The organism is Bradyrhizobium sp. Ec3.3 (assembly GCF_000472925.1).
GTDB lineage: Bacteria > Pseudomonadota > Alphaproteobacteria > Rhizobiales > Xanthobacteraceae > Bradyrhizobium.
This window is the reverse complement of sequence record NZ_AXAS01000021.1, coordinates 143771-159659: the sequence shown is the minus strand read 5'-3', so window position 1 is coordinate 159659 and position 15889 is coordinate 143771. Positions and strand designations below refer to the sequence as shown.

14 protein-coding genes, 1 tRNA gene and 1 pseudogene are annotated in these 15889 nt (G+C 61.9%); 6 read left to right on the top strand and 10 right to left on the bottom strand.

The features are described 5' to 3' along the window. Positions 1–672, top strand: a 672-nt coding sequence (locus YUU_RS0123095; protein WP_027524539.1) for an enoyl-CoA hydratase-related protein, incomplete at its 5' end; no start/stop codon positions are given. 204 nt (positions 673–876) lie between these two features. Here YUU_RS0123095 and YUU_RS0123090 read toward each other — a convergent pair. From YUU_RS0123090 to YUU_RS62740, 3 genes and pseudogenes are all read right to left on the bottom strand, one after another. Next, complete coding sequence (locus tag YUU_RS0123090) at positions 877–4263, bottom strand: adenylate/guanylate cyclase domain-containing protein (protein WP_027524538.1); 3387 nt, start codon at positions 4261–4263, stop codon at positions 877–879. 33 nt (positions 4264–4296) lie between these two features. Beyond that, positions 4297–4533, bottom strand: a complete 237-nt coding sequence (locus tag YUU_RS0123085; RefSeq protein ID WP_027524537.1) for a hypothetical protein — start codon at positions 4531–4533, stop codon at positions 4297–4299. A gap of 764 nt (positions 4534–5297) precedes the next feature. Then, positions 5298–5447: pseudogene (locus YUU_RS62740) on the bottom strand (LuxR C-terminal-related transcriptional regulator); the annotation flags it as partial. Positions 5448–5709: 262 nt separating this feature from the next. On the opposite strand from YUU_RS62740, the gene YUU_RS55195 reads away from it, so the two are divergent. Together YUU_RS55195 and YUU_RS55190 are read left to right on the top strand one after the other, a co-directional pair. Further along, a complete protein-coding gene (locus YUU_RS55195; RefSeq protein WP_051389847.1) occupies positions 5710–6069 on the top strand; it encodes a hypothetical protein in 360 nt (119 codons plus the stop codon). A 63-nt stretch (positions 6070–6132) separates the two neighbouring features. Further along, positions 6133–6795: a hypothetical protein gene (locus tag YUU_RS55190; RefSeq protein WP_051389846.1), complete on the top strand. Its 663-nt coding sequence runs from the start codon at positions 6133–6135 to the stop codon at positions 6793–6795. A gap of 190 nt (positions 6796–6985) precedes the next feature. On the opposite strand, the gene YUU_RS0123070 is transcribed toward YUU_RS55190, so the two are convergent. From YUU_RS0123070 to YUU_RS0123055, 4 genes are all read right to left on the bottom strand, one after another. Next, a tRNA-Lys gene (locus tag YUU_RS0123070) sits at positions 6986–7061 on the bottom strand. Positions 7062–7224: 163 nt separating this feature from the next. Continuing rightward, positions 7225–7806 carry a Spy/CpxP family protein refolding chaperone gene (locus YUU_RS0123065; RefSeq protein WP_027524536.1) on the bottom strand — a complete coding sequence of 194 codons (582 nt, stop codon included), beginning with the start codon at positions 7804–7806 and terminating at the stop codon, positions 7225–7227. 231 nt (positions 7807–8037) lie between these two features. After that, positions 8038–9039: a TRAP transporter substrate-binding protein gene (locus YUU_RS0123060; RefSeq protein WP_027524535.1), complete on the bottom strand. Its 1002-nt coding sequence runs from the start codon at positions 9037–9039 to the stop codon at positions 8038–8040. A 203-nt stretch (positions 9040–9242) separates the two neighbouring features. Beyond that, positions 9243–10805 carry a 2-isopropylmalate synthase gene (locus YUU_RS0123055; RefSeq protein ID WP_027524534.1) on the bottom strand — a complete coding sequence of 521 codons (1563 nt, stop codon included), beginning with the start codon at positions 10803–10805 and terminating at the stop codon, positions 9243–9245. A gap of 551 nt (positions 10806–11356) precedes the next feature. Between YUU_RS0123055 and YUU_RS0123040 the strand changes: the two genes are divergently transcribed. After that, entirely contained in the window at positions 11357–11980 is a 624-nt protein-coding gene (locus tag YUU_RS0123040) for a histidine phosphatase family protein (RefSeq protein WP_027524533.1), read from the top strand. Between the two features lie 6 nt (positions 11981–11986). Here YUU_RS0123040 and YUU_RS0123035 read toward each other — a convergent pair whose 3' ends face one another. Beyond that, positions 11987–13081, bottom strand: coding sequence for a hypothetical protein (locus tag YUU_RS0123035; RefSeq protein ID WP_027524532.1), 1095 nt, complete (start codon positions 13079–13081; stop codon positions 11987–11989). Here YUU_RS0123035 and YUU_RS0123030 point away from each other — a divergent pair. Beyond that, positions 13080–13259 carry a hypothetical protein gene (locus tag YUU_RS0123030; RefSeq protein ID WP_027524531.1) on the top strand — a complete coding sequence of 60 codons (180 nt, stop codon included), beginning with the start codon at positions 13080–13082 and terminating at the stop codon, positions 13257–13259. The genes YUU_RS0123035 and YUU_RS0123030 overlap by 2 nt on opposite strands. Positions 13260–13280: 21 nt before the next feature. Next, entirely contained in the window at positions 13281–13520 is a 240-nt protein-coding gene (locus YUU_RS51435; protein ID WP_156944454.1) for a hypothetical protein, read from the top strand. Positions 13521–13549: 29 nt separating this feature from the next. On the opposite strand, the gene YUU_RS0123020 is transcribed toward YUU_RS51435, so the two are convergent. Next, a complete protein-coding gene (locus tag YUU_RS0123020) occupies positions 13550–14863 on the bottom strand; it encodes a solute carrier family 23 protein (protein WP_051389845.1) in 1314 nt (437 codons plus the stop codon). Between the two features lie 79 nt (positions 14864–14942). Beyond that, positions 14943–15791: an SDR family oxidoreductase gene (locus YUU_RS0123015; RefSeq protein WP_027524529.1), complete on the bottom strand. Its 849-nt coding sequence runs from the start codon at positions 15789–15791 to the stop codon at positions 14943–14945. Positions 15792–15889 lie beyond the last annotated feature (98 nt).

Genomic DNA, 15889 nt, shown 5'->3' with positions numbered 1-15889 from the left:
GACCCGGCCAAGGAATCCTGGCGCAACATAAACGCGATCGACGATCTGGTCCTCGAGATTCTCAATACCATGTCCCATCTCGTCATCGCCGGATTGCGCGGCAATGCTGGTGCTGGTGGCGCTATGCTGGCGCTAGCGGCGGATCGCATCTATTCGGCCTTCGGAGTCGTCCTCAACCCGCATTACAGAGGTATGGGCGAGCTTTATGGATCGGAATATTGGACATACTTGCTGCCAAAGAGAGTGGGGCAAGCGCGGGCTCTGAAGCTGACACAAGCTTGTCAACCAATCGGAGCGCGGGCAGCGCGCGATATCGGTTTCCTCGACGAGGTATTCGGCGAAGACGCGCGAAGCTTTGAAGCCGAGATAAGAGACCGCGCCAGGCTCCTCGCCGCAAACCCGGAATTTCGCGCTCTCCTCCGAAAAAAGCATGAGGGGCGTATGGAAGACGAAAGCATCAAGCCGCTGGCGAACTATCGTGCAGAAGAGTTGGAGCGCATGAAGGTCAATTTCTTCGGAGCCAATCCCTCATATCACGAAGCCCGGCGCCGCTTCGTCTTCAAGGGGAATCCGCCGAAGGCTGCGCCTGTTCCGACTGCAGCGACGACGAGAGAGCGAGTTTCAGTTCTTTTCGGGCACACAGTCCGCGTGGGGGCCTTGCTTCAAGCTTAGTCGAAATGGGCCGAAGCGAATTCCTCGTGGCCCATGGACGAAATCGTACAGCCGGGCTTGCGCAGTCTCTTTGGAGAATTGGTCATGCCCCAGCAGCAGCGCGCCTGCCGCTCGATGTCTGCTTTTCCCCGAAAGCGACCTAATTGTTGCGCGCACCCGAAAGACGCGAGGGCCAAGAGCCGACCTCTACTTGCTCCTTTGCCGCTACAAGCGCTCTCGCTGCCCGAGCTCCTCCAGCAGGGCCTTCGCCTCCTTCAGGTCGCGGGTGTCGAAACCCTCGGTGAACCAACCATAGACCGGGGCGAGAAGATCGTGGGCCTGCTGTCGTTTGCCCTGATCGTACCACAACCGCGCCATGCTCACAGCCGCACGCAGTTCCCAGGACTTTGCCTGCTGCTGACGAGCGACCGCCAGCGCATGTTCGAAATATTCTTCCGCTTTCGTTGCGTCTGGGTCGGGCAACAATAGCGCGATTTCGCCTGCCATGCGCTTGATTTCGGCCTCAAACCAACTTTCCTTGGTTGTTTCTGCCTTGGTCATCGCTTCGCGAATGCAGTGCAATGCATCATCGAAGTTGTCGAGTTCAGCATGAGCGCCTGCCAGGTACGATAAGCAGAATGGCTCTAGCGCTGTTGCCGCCGTTGAGCGACGTGCGATGATACCCGAGGTGATCACATGGACGGCGTCTGAGACCTTCCCAGTGAGGGCCAAGACGCAACCTTGGGCCAGCATTCCGAGTGCCCCCCAAAACAAGGAACCTCTTTCGTCTGCCAGGGGGACAAGTTCATTAGCTTCGGCGCTTGCTGCCGCATAGTTTCCGCAGCAGATATGGGTAAAGGATGTATGGAACAGGGCATACATCAACGTGGCCGCTTGACCGATCTCGCGCGCTTCCTTGAGCGCCTGTTCAGCGTCTCTGCGTGCAGCCTCGGGGAAGCCAAGAAGCCACAGAGCCCAGGAGCGATAGGATAGGGCTGCGACCCTCATGTCCTGGCCAAATCGAGTCGCCAGCGCACGATGCTCAGCGGGTTCGTAGATCGCGATCGCCTGATCGTAATGTGCTCGACTTTCCGCAAGGGCCCCCGTACACATCAAAGACGTACCCATTAGACGATGCCCAAGCATGAGTGGAACCATTGTTCCCCGCTTCTCGGCAAGCGCCAAACACTCTGTCGCAAAGTCGAGGAGAGCGTCGCTGTTGAACCCGATATAGTTCGCGACCCAGAACCCATAGAGGACCGAAAACAGGAGCAACGGGTCTTCAGGGGACTCTCCGAGTGACTCCGCTTGCTCGATGAAGGCGCGGGCTCGATCGAGAGATGCGATAGTCTCAGGGGCTGCGTGGCCCTTGGTGTGCATCAAAGCATTCACAAGCGCGACCTGCAGTTTGATCTGGTCGCCACGCAGCGCTGGTGTGCCCGGCAGCGTCGCAATCTGTGAAAGAGCGCGGATTAGCTGAACCGTCGCCTCTACTAACGCTGAACGCGCTAGCGACCGCTGTCCCGCCTTGCCCCACAAGGCCGCTGCCTTCTCGATTAGCCCGGCCTCAGTGCAGTGATGTGCCAGCAACTCCGGCTGGCTCTCGGCTGTCTCGGCGAATTGGCTTTCAACTGCTTCGGCAATGCGTGCATGAAGCGCGCGGCGGGGTTCGCGCAGCAACGTGCCATAGGACGCGTCCCGCACCAAGGCATGCTTGAATAGGTAAGTCGCATTCGGCGGCAAGCCCAACCTGAAAAGCAAACCAGTCTGTATGAGACGGTCTAGCGCTGATCCCAGTTCCGCCTCTGGCATGCGCACCACCGCCGCCAGGAGAGCATGCGAAAACTCCCGGCCGATCGCCGCGCCAATCTGTGCCACTTCCTTGGCAGGGCCGAGCCGGTCGAGCCGCGCCATCAACGAGGCGTGCAAACTTGCGGGGACCGCCAAGGCCGGGGACGGAACGACGGCAATCGTGCGTTCGACCGCGCTCTGGCCCTCCGCCTCCAGCACTGCCTTCGTCATCTCCTCCACGAACAGGGGGATGCCATCGGTACGTTCGATGATGTCCTGCCTGATGCCCGCCGGCAGCAGCTTGTTGCCGACTACGCCGTCGATCATGGCGCCGACCTGGCGTTTCGTCAGCCGATTGATCGTCATGGCGGTCACGTGCGGCCGCCCGATCCAGGGCGGATCGAATTCCGGGCGGAATGTCACAACCATGAGAACGGGAACCGTTGCGATCAGGTCTAGCGTGCGACCGAAGCCTTCCAGGCTCGTAGGATCGCCCCAGTGCGCATCCTCGACGATCATCAGCACGGGGCCGGAGCGCGCCAGGGTTTCCAATTGAATGCCGAGTGCTTCCAGCATTTTCTGACGCCGCTGTCCGGGAGCAAGCTCCAGAGCGGGGTAGCGTCCGTCGTTGGGAAGCGACAGCATCTCAGCCAAAAGCGCCGCGTCTTGCGGGGACGTCCTTGTCCGTGCCAGCAGGGCACCGAGCTTTTCGAGCTTTGTTTGCGGTGTGTCCCCGACTGCAAATCCGGCGGCAAGTTCCAACTGCCCAATGATTGGATAAAATGCGCTGTCGGTGTGTTGCGGCGAGCAGAAGTAACGTAACCGCGTGTGAGGTTCGGCTGCGATCCCCTCCATTAGCGCGGTTGAGAGCCTGGATTTGCCTATCCCGGCCTCGCCGGATAGCAGCACCACCTGACCTTTGCCCCTTTTTGCTTGCGACCAGCACCTCAACAGCAGTCCAAGTTCTTCTTCTCGTCCCACCAGTGCAGTCAGCCCGCCGGGGTGCATCGCCTCAAAGCGGCTCTCGATAGAACTTGCCTGCAGCACGCCGAAAGCTTTCACTGGCCCGGCGAACCCCTTGAGCTCCCCTGGCCCCAGGTCCCGCAGCTCGAAGAGGTTGCCGAGGAGCCTTCGAGTGCCTTCGGCGATGACAACCGAGTTCGGCTCGGCGATCCCCTGCAGACGAGCCGCCAGGTTCGGCGTCTCGCCCACCACCCCGCGTTCCTGGGCCTCGCCGACACCAACGAGATCGCCGACCACGACCAAGCCAGTCGCGACCCCGATACGCACCCGGAGCGGCTCCTGGATACCCAGCTTGCCGATCGCCTCGATGATCGCCAGTCCCGCCCGGACGGCACGCTCGGCATCATCCTCGTGGGCGTGGGGATAGCCGAAATAGATGAGCACCCCATCGCCCATGTACCTGGCCACGAAGCCGTCGAACCGGGCGACCGTCTCCGCGACGCACTTATGATAGGCGCCGATTACCGAACGCAGATCCTCTGGGTCGAGCGTGGTCGAGAGCGCGGTCGAGCCAACGAGGTCGGTGAACATCACCGTCAGTTGGCGACGCTCGGCGTCCTCTCGCCGAGTAGGCTCGATATCCACGAGTGCAGAACGTGCCGTTACAGCAGCCGAGACGTTCCTGAGATCGCGGATCGCACGCCGCATTTTCAACCGGTGGCCGAGCGAAACGCCAAGGTCTTTGAGATGTTGATCGGTCAAGTCGGGGAGAACGGCCATATCAATGTCGTTCTCGGCAAACCTCTCCGCGTACTTGGCCATGCCGAGCCTTTCGAGCCAGTCAGCAATTTGCTGCATCGCGGCCCCCTTCGGACTTAACGCTGTCCGTCCTCACCAACAGGACAGAAAGTCTACCACGCACGCCGACTTATTGTAGCGCCCAAAGGACAGTGTCGCATGTCCGGTCAGGTCAAAGCCGGTAAGACTCAGGTCGAGCATATTATTTTCGCTCCGCCGCGTGCGCTCGATGCGAAGCACGGTGGACAGCACGATGAGGACCTCGAAGTAGGACATCAACATGTCGCGCGCGGCGATACCGCAATGCGCGATGAAGCTCCGTTGGTTCATGTCTGCCGATTCTATCGCGCGGGTGAGTCATCTCGTATTTCCTCAGCCCGAATTTCATTTATTGGTTCATGCGATGTGCCGGAGCGAGGCAATGCAGGGGGCTAAGCAGAGGGTTTTGGGCGCTAGGCCCAGTTATCTGTCAGCCGGGCTGCACCTGCATGCTTGGTGGCCGTCGGGCGGCGCCTAAGGCGAGTTTTCAGTTGGCTATTCCCTTAACGGCAGCTCAAACGCGCGCCGGAACGGGGGTCATGCCGGGGGTCATGTTCGCAATTTCGAAAATATATCAATTATTTCAGCTGCATATGGCGGAACGAGTGGAAGTCCAACCAACCTTCAGTAGAGGTGTGCGGTGCTAGAACTCGAATAAGACACGAGCCAGGCCATTGAGGCGATGGATTGAAGGCTGGCTAACCCACCAGTTTCGCACCAGAAACGACCTCGCAAGGAGCGACGAACGTCGCCAAACATCACAAAAAATGCAGAAGGATCAACGGGCGCATCCCTTTTCCCACCGCTCATAACGGTCTGGTTGCAGGTTCGAGTCCTGCCGGGCCCACCAGCAAATCAAGCACTTAGCGGATTTTCATTTCACAGGCAGTTGGCCATCGCACCAGAAGCGTCCCGCCTCATTGTGCCGAGCAGCGTCACCGGCCGGGTTCGCGTCCAGCCTTCGCCTTGCTCCATGGCAAGACATTGCCAGCAGCGCGCGCGAGCGGCGACTGCACTCTTGCGCGTGGAGTGCGCCGTAGGTTGAACAAGTCGTTCTAGGCGAACGGCATGTCGATGAGCCGAAGCTGGATCGCCTTCGCTATCGCGTGCGGCCTGTTCGATGCGTTGAGGTGCAGGATCGCACGCTTCATGTGCGAACGTACCGTCTCGCAGGACAAGCCGAGGATCAGGGCGATGTCGTCCGAGGTCTTCCCTCGCTGCCTATCTCGATTTCCGGAGCGTGCACGAACTCATACTCGCCATTTCCAAAGGGCGTGCACCATCGCCGACGAACTGTCGAGTCCGAGGCCGGTCGCGAGAGCCAATTTGGTCTAAGGTGGTCGTAGACGAGTATGTTGCGCGAGCCTTCGCTATCCGGCAGAATCGGCCGTTAACCGATCTGGCAGCGCTGGTATGAAGCCTCCCAAGACCGCTCTAAGATTGCCCCGGTATTGCAGGCGAAAGCCGTTGAAGAGTGGCCGTTGGGCCTACTTCTTCGAGCCTCCGACGTGGGCGCGTGCGCAAGGGTGTCACGTCAAGGCGGAGGCCCTTGGCGAAGATTACAGCACTGCGGTTGAGCGCGCCGAGTACGTTCTGCTGCCGGCCTTCGACAGTTGGCGCTCTCGCGGAATGACCGACATGGTTCCGATTGGAATCATTCCAGGGTTCTTTGATTGGCTTGTCAACGTGTTCAAGGCCCATCAGAAGTGGAAGGAAATCGACCACAAGATGCAGCGTCTCTATGAGCAGGGCTTGGCACTATTCGCCGGTCACTTGTTAAAGGACGGCACGCGCGCTGGGTCGAAGCAGATCGTCGACTTTACGTAAGGCTTCGTCGACGCCGTTTATGCCAAGCTGCTGATTGTTGAAGAGAAGGACGCCGACGGAAACGTGGTACGACGCGAACGGCGCCGCTTTGCCAATGCCGCGATGACGGCGTGCCGCCGTGCCTGGTTCGTCGGTCAACGTGCAGAAGAAAAGAGAGTGCCCACCGTCAATCCATTCTCAAAAATGGGTCTGAAAGCGCGCGCACCGGGACAGCCGGTGCGCGAGACGCCGACTGCGACCTGGGACGAGCTGGTGGCATTTCGCGCCAAGGCGAACGAACTTGGCTATCGATCAATCGCGACAGCGGCACTTGTCGCATGGGAATGGCTCCAGCGAGAAGAACACGTGTTCGGAGCTTTCGAGATCAGCCACTATCGACCGAAAGAACGCCCGAACAGTGTGCGCATCGTCCATCCCAAGAATGGCGAGGAAGCCTGGTGGCCGCTTTTCGACGAGACTGGCGAGACCTTGTTTCCCGAGCTGATGGCAGAACTCGACGACATCAGGCAGACCATCGTCACCGGGCTCGTCTTTCGGCGTGACCATAAGCACCCGGAGGTCGCCTACCCCGCTGCCATGGATCACAGCCAGGCAGGATCTTCGCTACCTCCGGGAGGTCGTGAAAAAGATCGTTCGCGCAGCCGGCCTGCGGGAAGAACTGTCATTCACCTCGTTCCGCCACGGCGGCTTCACCGAGGGCGCCGACAGCGATCTAACGGACGCTGAGCTCAGAGCCGCAGGCCGCCACCGGTCATCCCGGCAGCTGCCGACCTATGCGAAACGCACAAGGAAACAGCTAATTTCGGGCACGAAGAAGCGGCGAGAGGAAAGAACAAAAGCAGCCGGTTTGTCGGAATAGCAGTCGGCCGTCTGTCGGAATGACGACCGCGAGAAACCCCTAAGCTATTGAAAAGCTTGGTGGGCGCACCAGGGCTCGAACCTGGGACCCGCTGATTAAGAGTCAGCTGCTCTACCAACTGAGCTATGCGCCCGAAAGGCGGCTAACGCCTTGCGAGGCCGGTCGTTTAGCAAAGCGATCCGGGGAAGGCAAGCGATGTGGACGAGGTTTTCCAAGTCTTCATGGCCGGGTCCCAAAAAGAGAAAAGCCGCCGGATTCCAGCGGCTTCGCTCGCTATGCCCGGAGAATTGCGGGCCTTACAGGCGCCCGCCGTCCCGGTCCGGCCCGCCATCCCGGTCGCCGCCATGGAAGTGGTCCATGCCGCGGTCCATCATGCGGTCCATGCGGTGCTCCATGAAGCGGTGGCGCCAGCCCTCCTCACCGCCGAACGGGCCCTGGTGACGGGTCAGGACGGCCAGGCGCCGCTTCTGGCCCTCATCCAGGGTCTTGTAGAGGGGATCGGCGGCATCGGCGATCTTCTTCAGCGCCGCGGACGTGGCGCCCATGTCGTCAGCGCGCTGGCGCAGGCGGGCGACCGGATCATCCGGCTTGTCGGCATCGCCGGGGCCAGCATTCATCCGCGCATTGGCGCGATCGATCCGCAGCTTGGCAAAATCGCGCACAGCGGCCTCGACCGGCGGCCACAGCTTCTCCTGGTCGGCATTCAGCTTCAACCCGGCATGCACGGCCGCGATCCGCGCGTCGACCAAGGCGGCGCGGTCTTCCGGATTCATGCGCATGTGGCGCATGTGATCGGAGAAGCGGTGATATTGCGCGTAGACGGCGCCGGAGCCGGCTATGCTGAGCGCGGCGATAGCGGCGATGGCGAACTTTCTCATACGAACCTCCTCTTCCAAGGTTCCCCGAAGATGGGCGCCATTTGCACCGTGTTCAACTTACAACTTCGATAGAGACGCCAGTCTTACCAAGATGTAATCCGGAGACACATCCAAACACCTCTTCCGTCGTCTCCGTTGTCGCAGTTTGAAATCATTCGCAACAATGACCGCTAAAACGAATGAAGGGCTTCCGCAGTCCACACGGAAGCCCTTCTGCGATCGCCAGCAATCTCAGTTCGTCGCGCTCTTCGCTTCCTTCTGGAATTCGTCGATCAACGGCTGGCCGACGCGGCTCGCGGCATCCTTGTAGACCGGCTCCATCGCCTTGCGCATTGCCTCGTCCTGCTCGGACGTCAGCGAGATGATCTCGCTCTTGCCACTCTTCTTGATCTCGGCGAGCGCGTCGTCGTTCTCCTTCTGCGACTGCGCGTTGTTGAAGTCGGTCGCTTCCTTCATGGCCTTCGCAAGCTGGTCTCGGATGTCGGCCGGCAGATCGTCCCAGAACTTCTTGTTCACGATCACGACGTAGCCGATGTAGCCGTGATTGGTCTGGGTGATGTACTTCTGCACCTCGTGCATTTTCTGGGTGTAGATGTTGGACCAGGTGTTCTCCTGCCCGTCGACGACGCCGGTCTGGAGCGCCTGATAGACCTCGGAGAACGCCATCACCTGCGGCAGCGACCCCAGCGCCTTGAACTGCGCCTGGAGCACGCGCGAGGACTGGATACGGAATTTCACGCCCTGATAGTCGGCCGGCGTGATGAGCTTCTTGTTGGCGCTCATCTGCTTGAAGCCATTGTCCCAATAGGCAAGGCCGGTGATGCCCTTGGAGTCCAGCAGCTTGAGCAGCTTTGCCCCTAGCGGTCCCTCCGTCACCTTCCGCAGCGTCTTCAGGTCGGGAAGGATGTAAGGCAGATCGAACACCTCGAACTCGCGGATGCCGAGCGGACCGAACTTGGAGTTCGACGGCGCCAGCATCTGCACGCTGCCGAGCTGGAGCGCCTCGAGCTCTTCCTTGTCCTTGTAGAGCGTCGAGTTCGGATAGACCTCGACCTTGACTTTGCCGCCGCTGTACTTCTCGGCAAGCTCCTTGAACTTCTCGGCCGCCTTGCCCTTCGGCGTATCGGTCGCAACCACGTGGCTGAACTTGATGACAATTGGGTCGGCTGCTGCCGGACCGGCAAGCCCCAGAACCAAAGCCGCGACGGATGCCGCGATCGCGAAGGTGCGCATGATCTCTCCCTTGTTATTGTTTGGGCCGCCCGGCGCGCGGGCGGCCTTCCTCGAGCCGGCTGCATCAATACAGGCCGGCGCGCCGCGCTGCTATTGGTCGTTAGCAGGGCTGCTATCTCTTATCACGGCCATTCCGGGGCGATGCGACGGGACCGCGCGAGCGCGGCCCGGAGCATCGAACCCGGAATAACAAGCTTCGCTTGTCAGCTCGCCGCCGCCGTCGTCACCGTATCGCGCTGGCGCTTCATGACGATCTTGTTGAGCGCGCCGAGATAGGCCTTGGCCGAGGCAACCAGCGTGTCCGGATCAGCCGCGCGCGCCGTCATCGAACGGCCGTCATGGGACAGACGGACCGACACCTCGGCCTGCGCGTCGGTGCCTTCGGTGACCGCGTGGACCTGGTACAGCTCGAGCTTGGCCTCGTGCGGCACCAGCGCCTTGATGCAGTTGAAGACGGCATCGACCGGACCGTTGCCCTCGGCTTCCTCAATCCTGGTCTGGCCGTCGACATCGAGCTTCATGGTCGCACGCTGCGGACCATGCGTGCCGGCGATCACGGTCAACGAGGTCAGCTTGATGCGGTCGTGCGAGGCCGCCATTTCCTCGTCGACCAGCGCCTCGATGTCCTCGTCGTAGATGTCCTTCTTGCGGTCGGCCAGCGCCTTCATCCGCGCGAATGCATCCTCCAGCTGGTTCGGGCCGAGCTTGTAGCCCATCTCCTCCAGCTTGTGCACGAAGGCGTGGCGGCCGGAATGCTTGCCCAGCACCAGCGAGGACTGCTTCAGGCCGACCATCTCCGGCCGCATGATCTCGTAGGTCGAGGCGTCCTTCAGCACGCCGTCCTGGTGGATGCCGCTCTCATGCGCGAAGGCGTTCCGGCCGACGATCGCCTTGTTGTACTGCACCGGGAACGAGGTCGCCGCAGACACCACCTTTGAAGCGCGGGTGAGCTGCGTGGTGTCGATCTTGTTCCAGTACGGGAATTTGTCGTTGCGCACGTTGATCGCCATCACGATCTCTTCGAGCGCGGCATTGCCCGCCCGCTCTCCGATGCCATTGATCGTGCACTCGACCTGGCGCGCGCCGCCGACGATGCCGGCCAGCGAATTCGCAACGGCCATGCCGAGGTCGTTATGGCAATGCACAGAGAACACCGCCTTGTCCGAGTTCGGCACGCGCTCGATGAGCGTCTTCATGAAGTGAGTGTACTCGTCGGGCGTAGTGTAGCCGACGGTGTCGGGGATGTTCACCGTGGTTGCGCCAGCCTTGATGACGGCCTCGACGATGCGGCAGAGAAAGTCCATCTCGCTGCGGGTGCCGTCCTCAGCCGACCATTCGACGTCGTCGATCAGATTGCGGGCACGCGCGACCATGGCAACCGAGGTCTCGATCACCTGCTCCGGGGTCTTGTTCAACTTCACCCGCATGTGCAGCGGCGAGGTCGCGATCACGGTGTGGACGCGGCCGCGCTTGGCGAACTTGACCGCCTCGGCGCAACGGTCGATGTCAGCCGGATGCGCGCGCGACAGGCCGGCGATCACCGAATTCTTGGAGCGGCGGGCGATCTCGCTGACCGCCTGGAAGTCGCCTTCGGAGGTGATGGGGAAGCCGGCTTCGATCACGTCGACGCCCATATCGTCGAGCAGTTCGGCAACCTCGAGCTTCTCCTCGAACGTCATGGTCGCGCCTGGGCACTGCTCGCCGTCGCGCAGGGTGGTGTCGAAAATGATGACGCGGTCCTTCTCGGACTTGTTCACGGGGGCCATTTTGAAATTTCCTTTAAGCTGGTGCGCCCTTCGGTTGGCTCGAGCGCTTGAGGTGTCCGGTGATCTCGTACAACCCCTGAGTGCCCAGGCGCAGTCGCCCAGCCGGCCCTCAGGGGCAGATAAGAAGGAGCTCGCCAAGAAGGAGGGTGGGCAGGATCGCGGGCCGGGACGCGGCGGTGCAGACGGCCAGAGCCGCCTCCCCCGAAATCCCGTCGTTTTGGCCGCGAATCAGCATTGCCAGACCCTTTGAGCCACAAAATCCTCGGCCAAAACCGTTGACGGTTCGTTGCCGGGAGGCTCGGTGAGGCGTTTCTAGACGAGAAATGGCTGAAACTGCAACGCCAAAAGATGGTCAGGGTAACTGACCTGATTTAAGGCTCGCATCAGCGGGTACAACCCGGCCTTCCCCGGCGCCTCCTCCATGAGACGCAAAGCGCCCGTCACGAAAACCTCATGAAGACGGCAAAGCCTGCGTCGCGCATTTGCGCTATGTCGGGTGCGGCATGGCCGAGCCGCGCCAGGCGTGCGACCGGCCGATGGGAGGCGGCATCATGCTTGGCATCCGTATTGCCCTTGCGTGGCTCATCTTGTGGCTTGGTCTCGCCGCCAATCCGGTGACGGCAGCGCAGCCCGAATGGCTGGAGGGGGTCCGTCAGGGCGGCTACGTCATCGTATTCCGCCACGGTCCGACCTATGCGAACCAGGCCGACACCGATCCGCTCAACATGAAAAACGTCGCGGCCCAGCGGCAGCTCACCGAGGAAGGGCGTGGGCAGGCCACGGCGGTCGGAGCTGCGATGCACAGGCTCGGCATTCCCGTCAGCACGGTCATCACCAGCACGTTCCAGCGCGCGGTCGACACCGGCACGCTGCTTGGCTTCGGCACTGTCACGGCATCCGCAGACGTCACCGAGGGCGGTCTCGTGGTGTCGCCCGATGAGAACAACCGCCGCGCCCAGGCGCTGCGCAAGCTCGCGGCCACGCCGCCGCCCGCGGGCGGCAATCTCGTCATCATCTCGCATAAGCCGAACCTCATGGACGCCTTCGGCAAGGACTGGTTCGACGTGCGCGAGGGCGAGGCTTCGGTGTTCAAGCCCGATGGCGCCGGCGGATCGAAGCTGATCGTTCGCATCGGTGCAGGCGAATGGAGCAAGCTGGCGGATGCGATGAGGTGAATGCCCTCACCGCGTCCGCACGCGTTCAAACTCAGCCTGCGCCCGCGTGAATTTCTGATTGAACAGCCACATTGCGTCGAGGATTTCGCGGAAACTCGCCGACGTTCTTGCCCGGTCGGTGCGTCCGTAGGCAAAGATGCTGTTGTTGCGCAGATATTTCATCACGGTCGGGTCGGAGACCCTGCTCTGAAGTAAATTACCCGACTTCAGCGCGGCTCGCGTCGCGGTCGGGATGATCTGGATCAGTTCGAAGAATTTCATCTGGTCGATCGGGTCCGGCAGCGTCCTGGCGATATCGGGGATCTGCGCGAACAGATCGGCGTGCGCGTTCATGAGGCCGTCACGCACTGCGGTCCAGTGGTTGAGCCGATGGTCGAGGCTGCCGATGCGGGCCTCCTCTCTGTCGTCACGCGCGATCAGCTTCGGATCGAGGGCGGCGATGGACGGCTTGATCGCTTGCCATCGCTTGCGGCCATTGCGGTCTTCGGACGGGCCGGTCTGAAAGCTGCCGATATAGGTGTTGGAACGCCCGTTTCCGACATTCTGCTTGCCGTTGGTTTCCGCAAAGAACAGCCCCAGGCTGATGCGGCCAGCCGCATCCGCGCCCTTCGCATCCAACCCCTTTGCGCGTGCGATCGCGGTGCCGAGATCGACGACGTCCTTGAACGGAGTCACTGAGGCCTGCGCGTTCGGAGGCGGCGCCTCCATGACGTCGAAGAGCGCGCGGTACTCGTCGATCAGCGGTTCGATGTCGGCGTCGAAATAGGCCGGCGGAACCTCGTACTTGTTGGGTCGTCCGAGCCGCGACGGAAGCGCATCCGTGAGATCCTTGTAGGTGCTCATGACATCGACGCGCGCAAGGTAGAGGGCTTGCCCCGGCAGGTTCGGAAGCGGCTCGTGCGCGTCGATCTGGCGGCGTCGTTGGCTGAGGATCGCCTTGAAGTCACTCAAGGCCCGATTGTAGGCCTCGAGCGCCGTGGATTGCTTCGCGGTAAGCGCCGCCGGCTGGGCGCGTGCCGATGAGCCGACATTCACTGCCCCACTCAAGGCGGCTGCAACGGCAAGCGTCACGCTTGCGATGATATGGAGTCTCGCTCCCATGTCCGTCTTCGAGCTCATGCGTTCGGCCGGCTGCCTCAATCGTAGTCATTGGGAACAAGGCCTGGAAGCGCCACCTCACGACAAGTGTCAGATGTTTGCAACACTGCAAACCTATTTGATCGGCGCCACAATCGCGCCGCAGGAATTTCCAAATCGAAAACGCAAGGTGCGCCGGTGAATGCAACATCAGGGGACACTGATGCAAAAACTGCGGGCGATCGACGGCGATGCGGAGCGGGTCGGCTTCACCTTCTCATTTCAGATAGCGGATGGCGGCAAACGGCGGGCCTGCTGTGTCAGGGTCGACGCCCCGAACTTCCACGACGCATCGGCGCTGTTCCGCGAGCGGTGGCCCGCCATCGAATCGGTGGCGCGCGATAGCGTCAGGGCCGCAGACGGCGGCGACGGCGTGATCGCGCTCGAGCTGCCGACGGCCTGATGGAATCGGCGCATCTCGGCTTCCGCTGATCAGTTACCCGCGTCCTTCGTGGCCAAAATCTGATAGAGGATGATCGCGCCGAACGTCGCGGTGCCGATGCCGCCGATCGTGAAAGCGCCGAACTTCAGTGTGAGATCGCCGGCGCCGGCTGTGAGCGCAACCGCGACCGTGATCAGGTTGCGCGGGCTGGAGAAGTCGACCTTGTTCTCGACCCAAATTCGCCCGGCCATCGCCGCGATCAGGCCGAACAGCACGATCGACAGGCCGCCGATCACGGGACCCGGGATCGACAGGATCAGCGCACCGAATTTGGGCGAGAAGCCGAGCAGGATCGACACCACGGATGTCACCGCGAACAGCAGCGTCGAATAGACCTTCGTCGCCGCCATGACGCCGATGTTCTCCGCATAGGTGGTGACGCCGGTGCCGCCGCCGCAGGCCGAGACGATCGTTGCAAGGCTGTCGCCGAGGAACGCGCGGCCGAGATAGCCGTCCAGACTTCGCCCAGTCATCACGCCGATGGCTTTGATGTGGCCGAGATTCTCGGCAACAAGAATGATCGCGACCGGCGCGATCAGGAAGATCGCGTCGCCATGGAAGGTCGGCGTGGTGAATTTTGGCAGCCCGATCCATGGCGCGGCCGAAAGCTGGGTGAAATCGATCGGCTTGCCCAGACCGAAGCCATTGGCGAGCAGGAGATAAAGGAGATAGCCGCCGATGGCGCCGACGATGATCGGCAGCCGGCGCCACAATCCCGGAGCCGCCACCGCGGTCAGGCCGATGATCAGAACGGTCAACAGTCCGACCCAGGTGTCGAATGCGCTCGCGCTCACGGCCTTCACGGCCACCGGCGCGAGATTGAGGCCGATCGCGGCAACGACGGCACCGGTGACGACCGGCGGCATCAACCGCTCGACCCAGCCGACGCCGGCCCACATCACGATCAGCGCGATGATGCCGTAGAGCACGCCGGCGCCGACGATGCCGCCGAGCGCGACCTCGATATTGGGATTCGGCCCCTGCCCGGAATAGCCGGTCGCCGCAATGACGACGGCGATGAAGGCGAAGCTGGAGCCGAGATAGCTCGGCACGCGTCCGGCAACGACCGTAAAGAAGATCAGCGTGCCGACGCCGGAAAAGAACAGCGCGAGATTGGGATCGAACCCCATCAGCAGCGGCGCGATGATGGTTGCCCCCGACATCGCGACGCCATGCTGGAGGCTGGCAATGATGGTCTGGCCCCACGGCAGCCGCTCCTCGGGCAGGATGACGCCCGAGGTCTTCAGCTTCCAGGGTGGAAAATAGCCCCTTCCTTGCTCATCGGAGCCCATGGTCGCTGACATGTTCCCCCTCCCGTTTGCCGCTTGTCACGTGCGTGCGCGCGTTTCGCATTGAGGCGGAGTGTAGCAGACGTCGGAAGCTCTAGCTCGCCCAGTTGTCGCGGAATTCGCCGAACAGCGTGATGCCGCCGCAGGCGTAGATGGTCTGGCCGGTGATATAGCTCGACTCGTCGGAGGCGAGAAAGGCGAACACCGCGGCGATCTCTTCGACCGTTCCGACACGCCCGAGCGGAATGTGATCCTCTACCGCGGCGCGCTTTTTTGCGTCGCCGGTCCAGGCCGCGTTGATCGGCGTGTCGATCGCGCCCGGCCCTACCGCGTTGACGCGAATGCCGCGGCCGGCGAATTCGAGCGCCAGCGTGCGCGTCAGGTTCGCCATGCCGCCCTTGCTGATCGAATAAGCGAGATAGCCCGGCTTCGGTACAATCTGGTGTACGCTCGAGCAATTGACGATGGTGCCACCGCCGCCGCGCGCGAGGAAATGCGCCAGCGCCTTCTGCGCGCAGAGCACCGCGCCGTTGAGATTGACGTCGATGATGCGCCGATAGGCCTCGATATCGAGTGCTTCGCTCGGCGATTGCTTCTGGAAGCCGGCATTGTTGACGAGGCAATCGAGCCGCGGCCAGCGCGACAGCAGCGTGTCGAACATCCGCGCGATGTCCGCCTCGACGGCGACATTGGCCTGAACGACAACATGATCCCGCTCGCCATGGCCGCGCTCGCGCGAGGCCGCCTGCGCCTGCGCAAGCGTGTTCTCCGCATCCGCACGGTGCTCCAGATAGTTGATGGCGACGGTTGCCCCTTCCTGCGCGAAACGGACGGCGATCGCGCGCCCGATGCCTTGCGACGCTCCGGTCACGAGCGCGTATCTCCCGACGAGGCGGGATGCGAAGTGAGGCGAACGATCAGTTTGAGTCTCAGTTTGAGTCATGGGCGGCGCATCCAGAAAAGTTCACCGAGCGGCGCAAGGCCGTCGATCACAAACGCCGACCGTCATGCAGCGTTCCAGCGCCGCCTGCAAGAGGCGGC

Excerpts from the sequence above, each read along its gene's own strand:
- YUU_RS0123015 (WP_027524529.1), bottom strand. The coding sequence starts at position 15,791 with ATGACTCAAACTGAGACTCAAACTGATCGTTCGCCTCACTTCGCATCC.
- YUU_RS0123030 (WP_027524531.1), top strand. The coding sequence starts at position 13,080 with ATGTCCGTCTTCGAGCTCATGCGTTCGGCCGGCTGCCTCAATCGTAGT.
- YUU_RS0123055 (WP_027524534.1), bottom strand. The coding sequence starts at position 10,805 with ATGGCCCCCGTGAACAAGTCCGAGAAGGACCGCGTCATCATTTTCGAC.
- YUU_RS0123065 (WP_027524536.1), bottom strand. The coding sequence starts at position 7,806 with ATGAGAAAGTTCGCCATCGCCGCTATCGCCGCGCTCAGCATAGCCGGC.
- YUU_RS0123090 (WP_027524538.1), bottom strand. The coding sequence starts at position 4,263 with ATGCAGCAAATTGCTGACTGGCTCGAAAGGCTCGGCATGGCCAAGTAC.
- YUU_RS0123035 (WP_027524532.1), bottom strand. The coding sequence starts at position 13,081 with ATGGGAGCGAGACTCCATATCATCGCAAGCGTGACGCTTGCCGTTGCA.
- YUU_RS0123040 (WP_027524533.1), top strand. The coding sequence starts at position 11,357 with ATGCTTGGCATCCGTATTGCCCTTGCGTGGCTCATCTTGTGGCTTGGT.
- YUU_RS0123020 (WP_051389845.1), bottom strand. The coding sequence starts at position 14,863 with ATGTCAGCGACCATGGGCTCCGATGAGCAAGGAAGGGGCTATTTTCCA.
- YUU_RS0123085 (WP_027524537.1), bottom strand. The coding sequence starts at position 4,533 with ATGAACCAACGGAGCTTCATCGCGCATTGCGGTATCGCCGCGCGCGAC.
- YUU_RS0123060 (WP_027524535.1), bottom strand. The coding sequence starts at position 9,039 with ATGCGCACCTTCGCGATCGCGGCATCCGTCGCGGCTTTGGTTCTGGGG.
- YUU_RS51435 (WP_156944454.1), top strand. The coding sequence starts at position 13,281 with ATGCAAAAACTGCGGGCGATCGACGGCGATGCGGAGCGGGTCGGCTTC.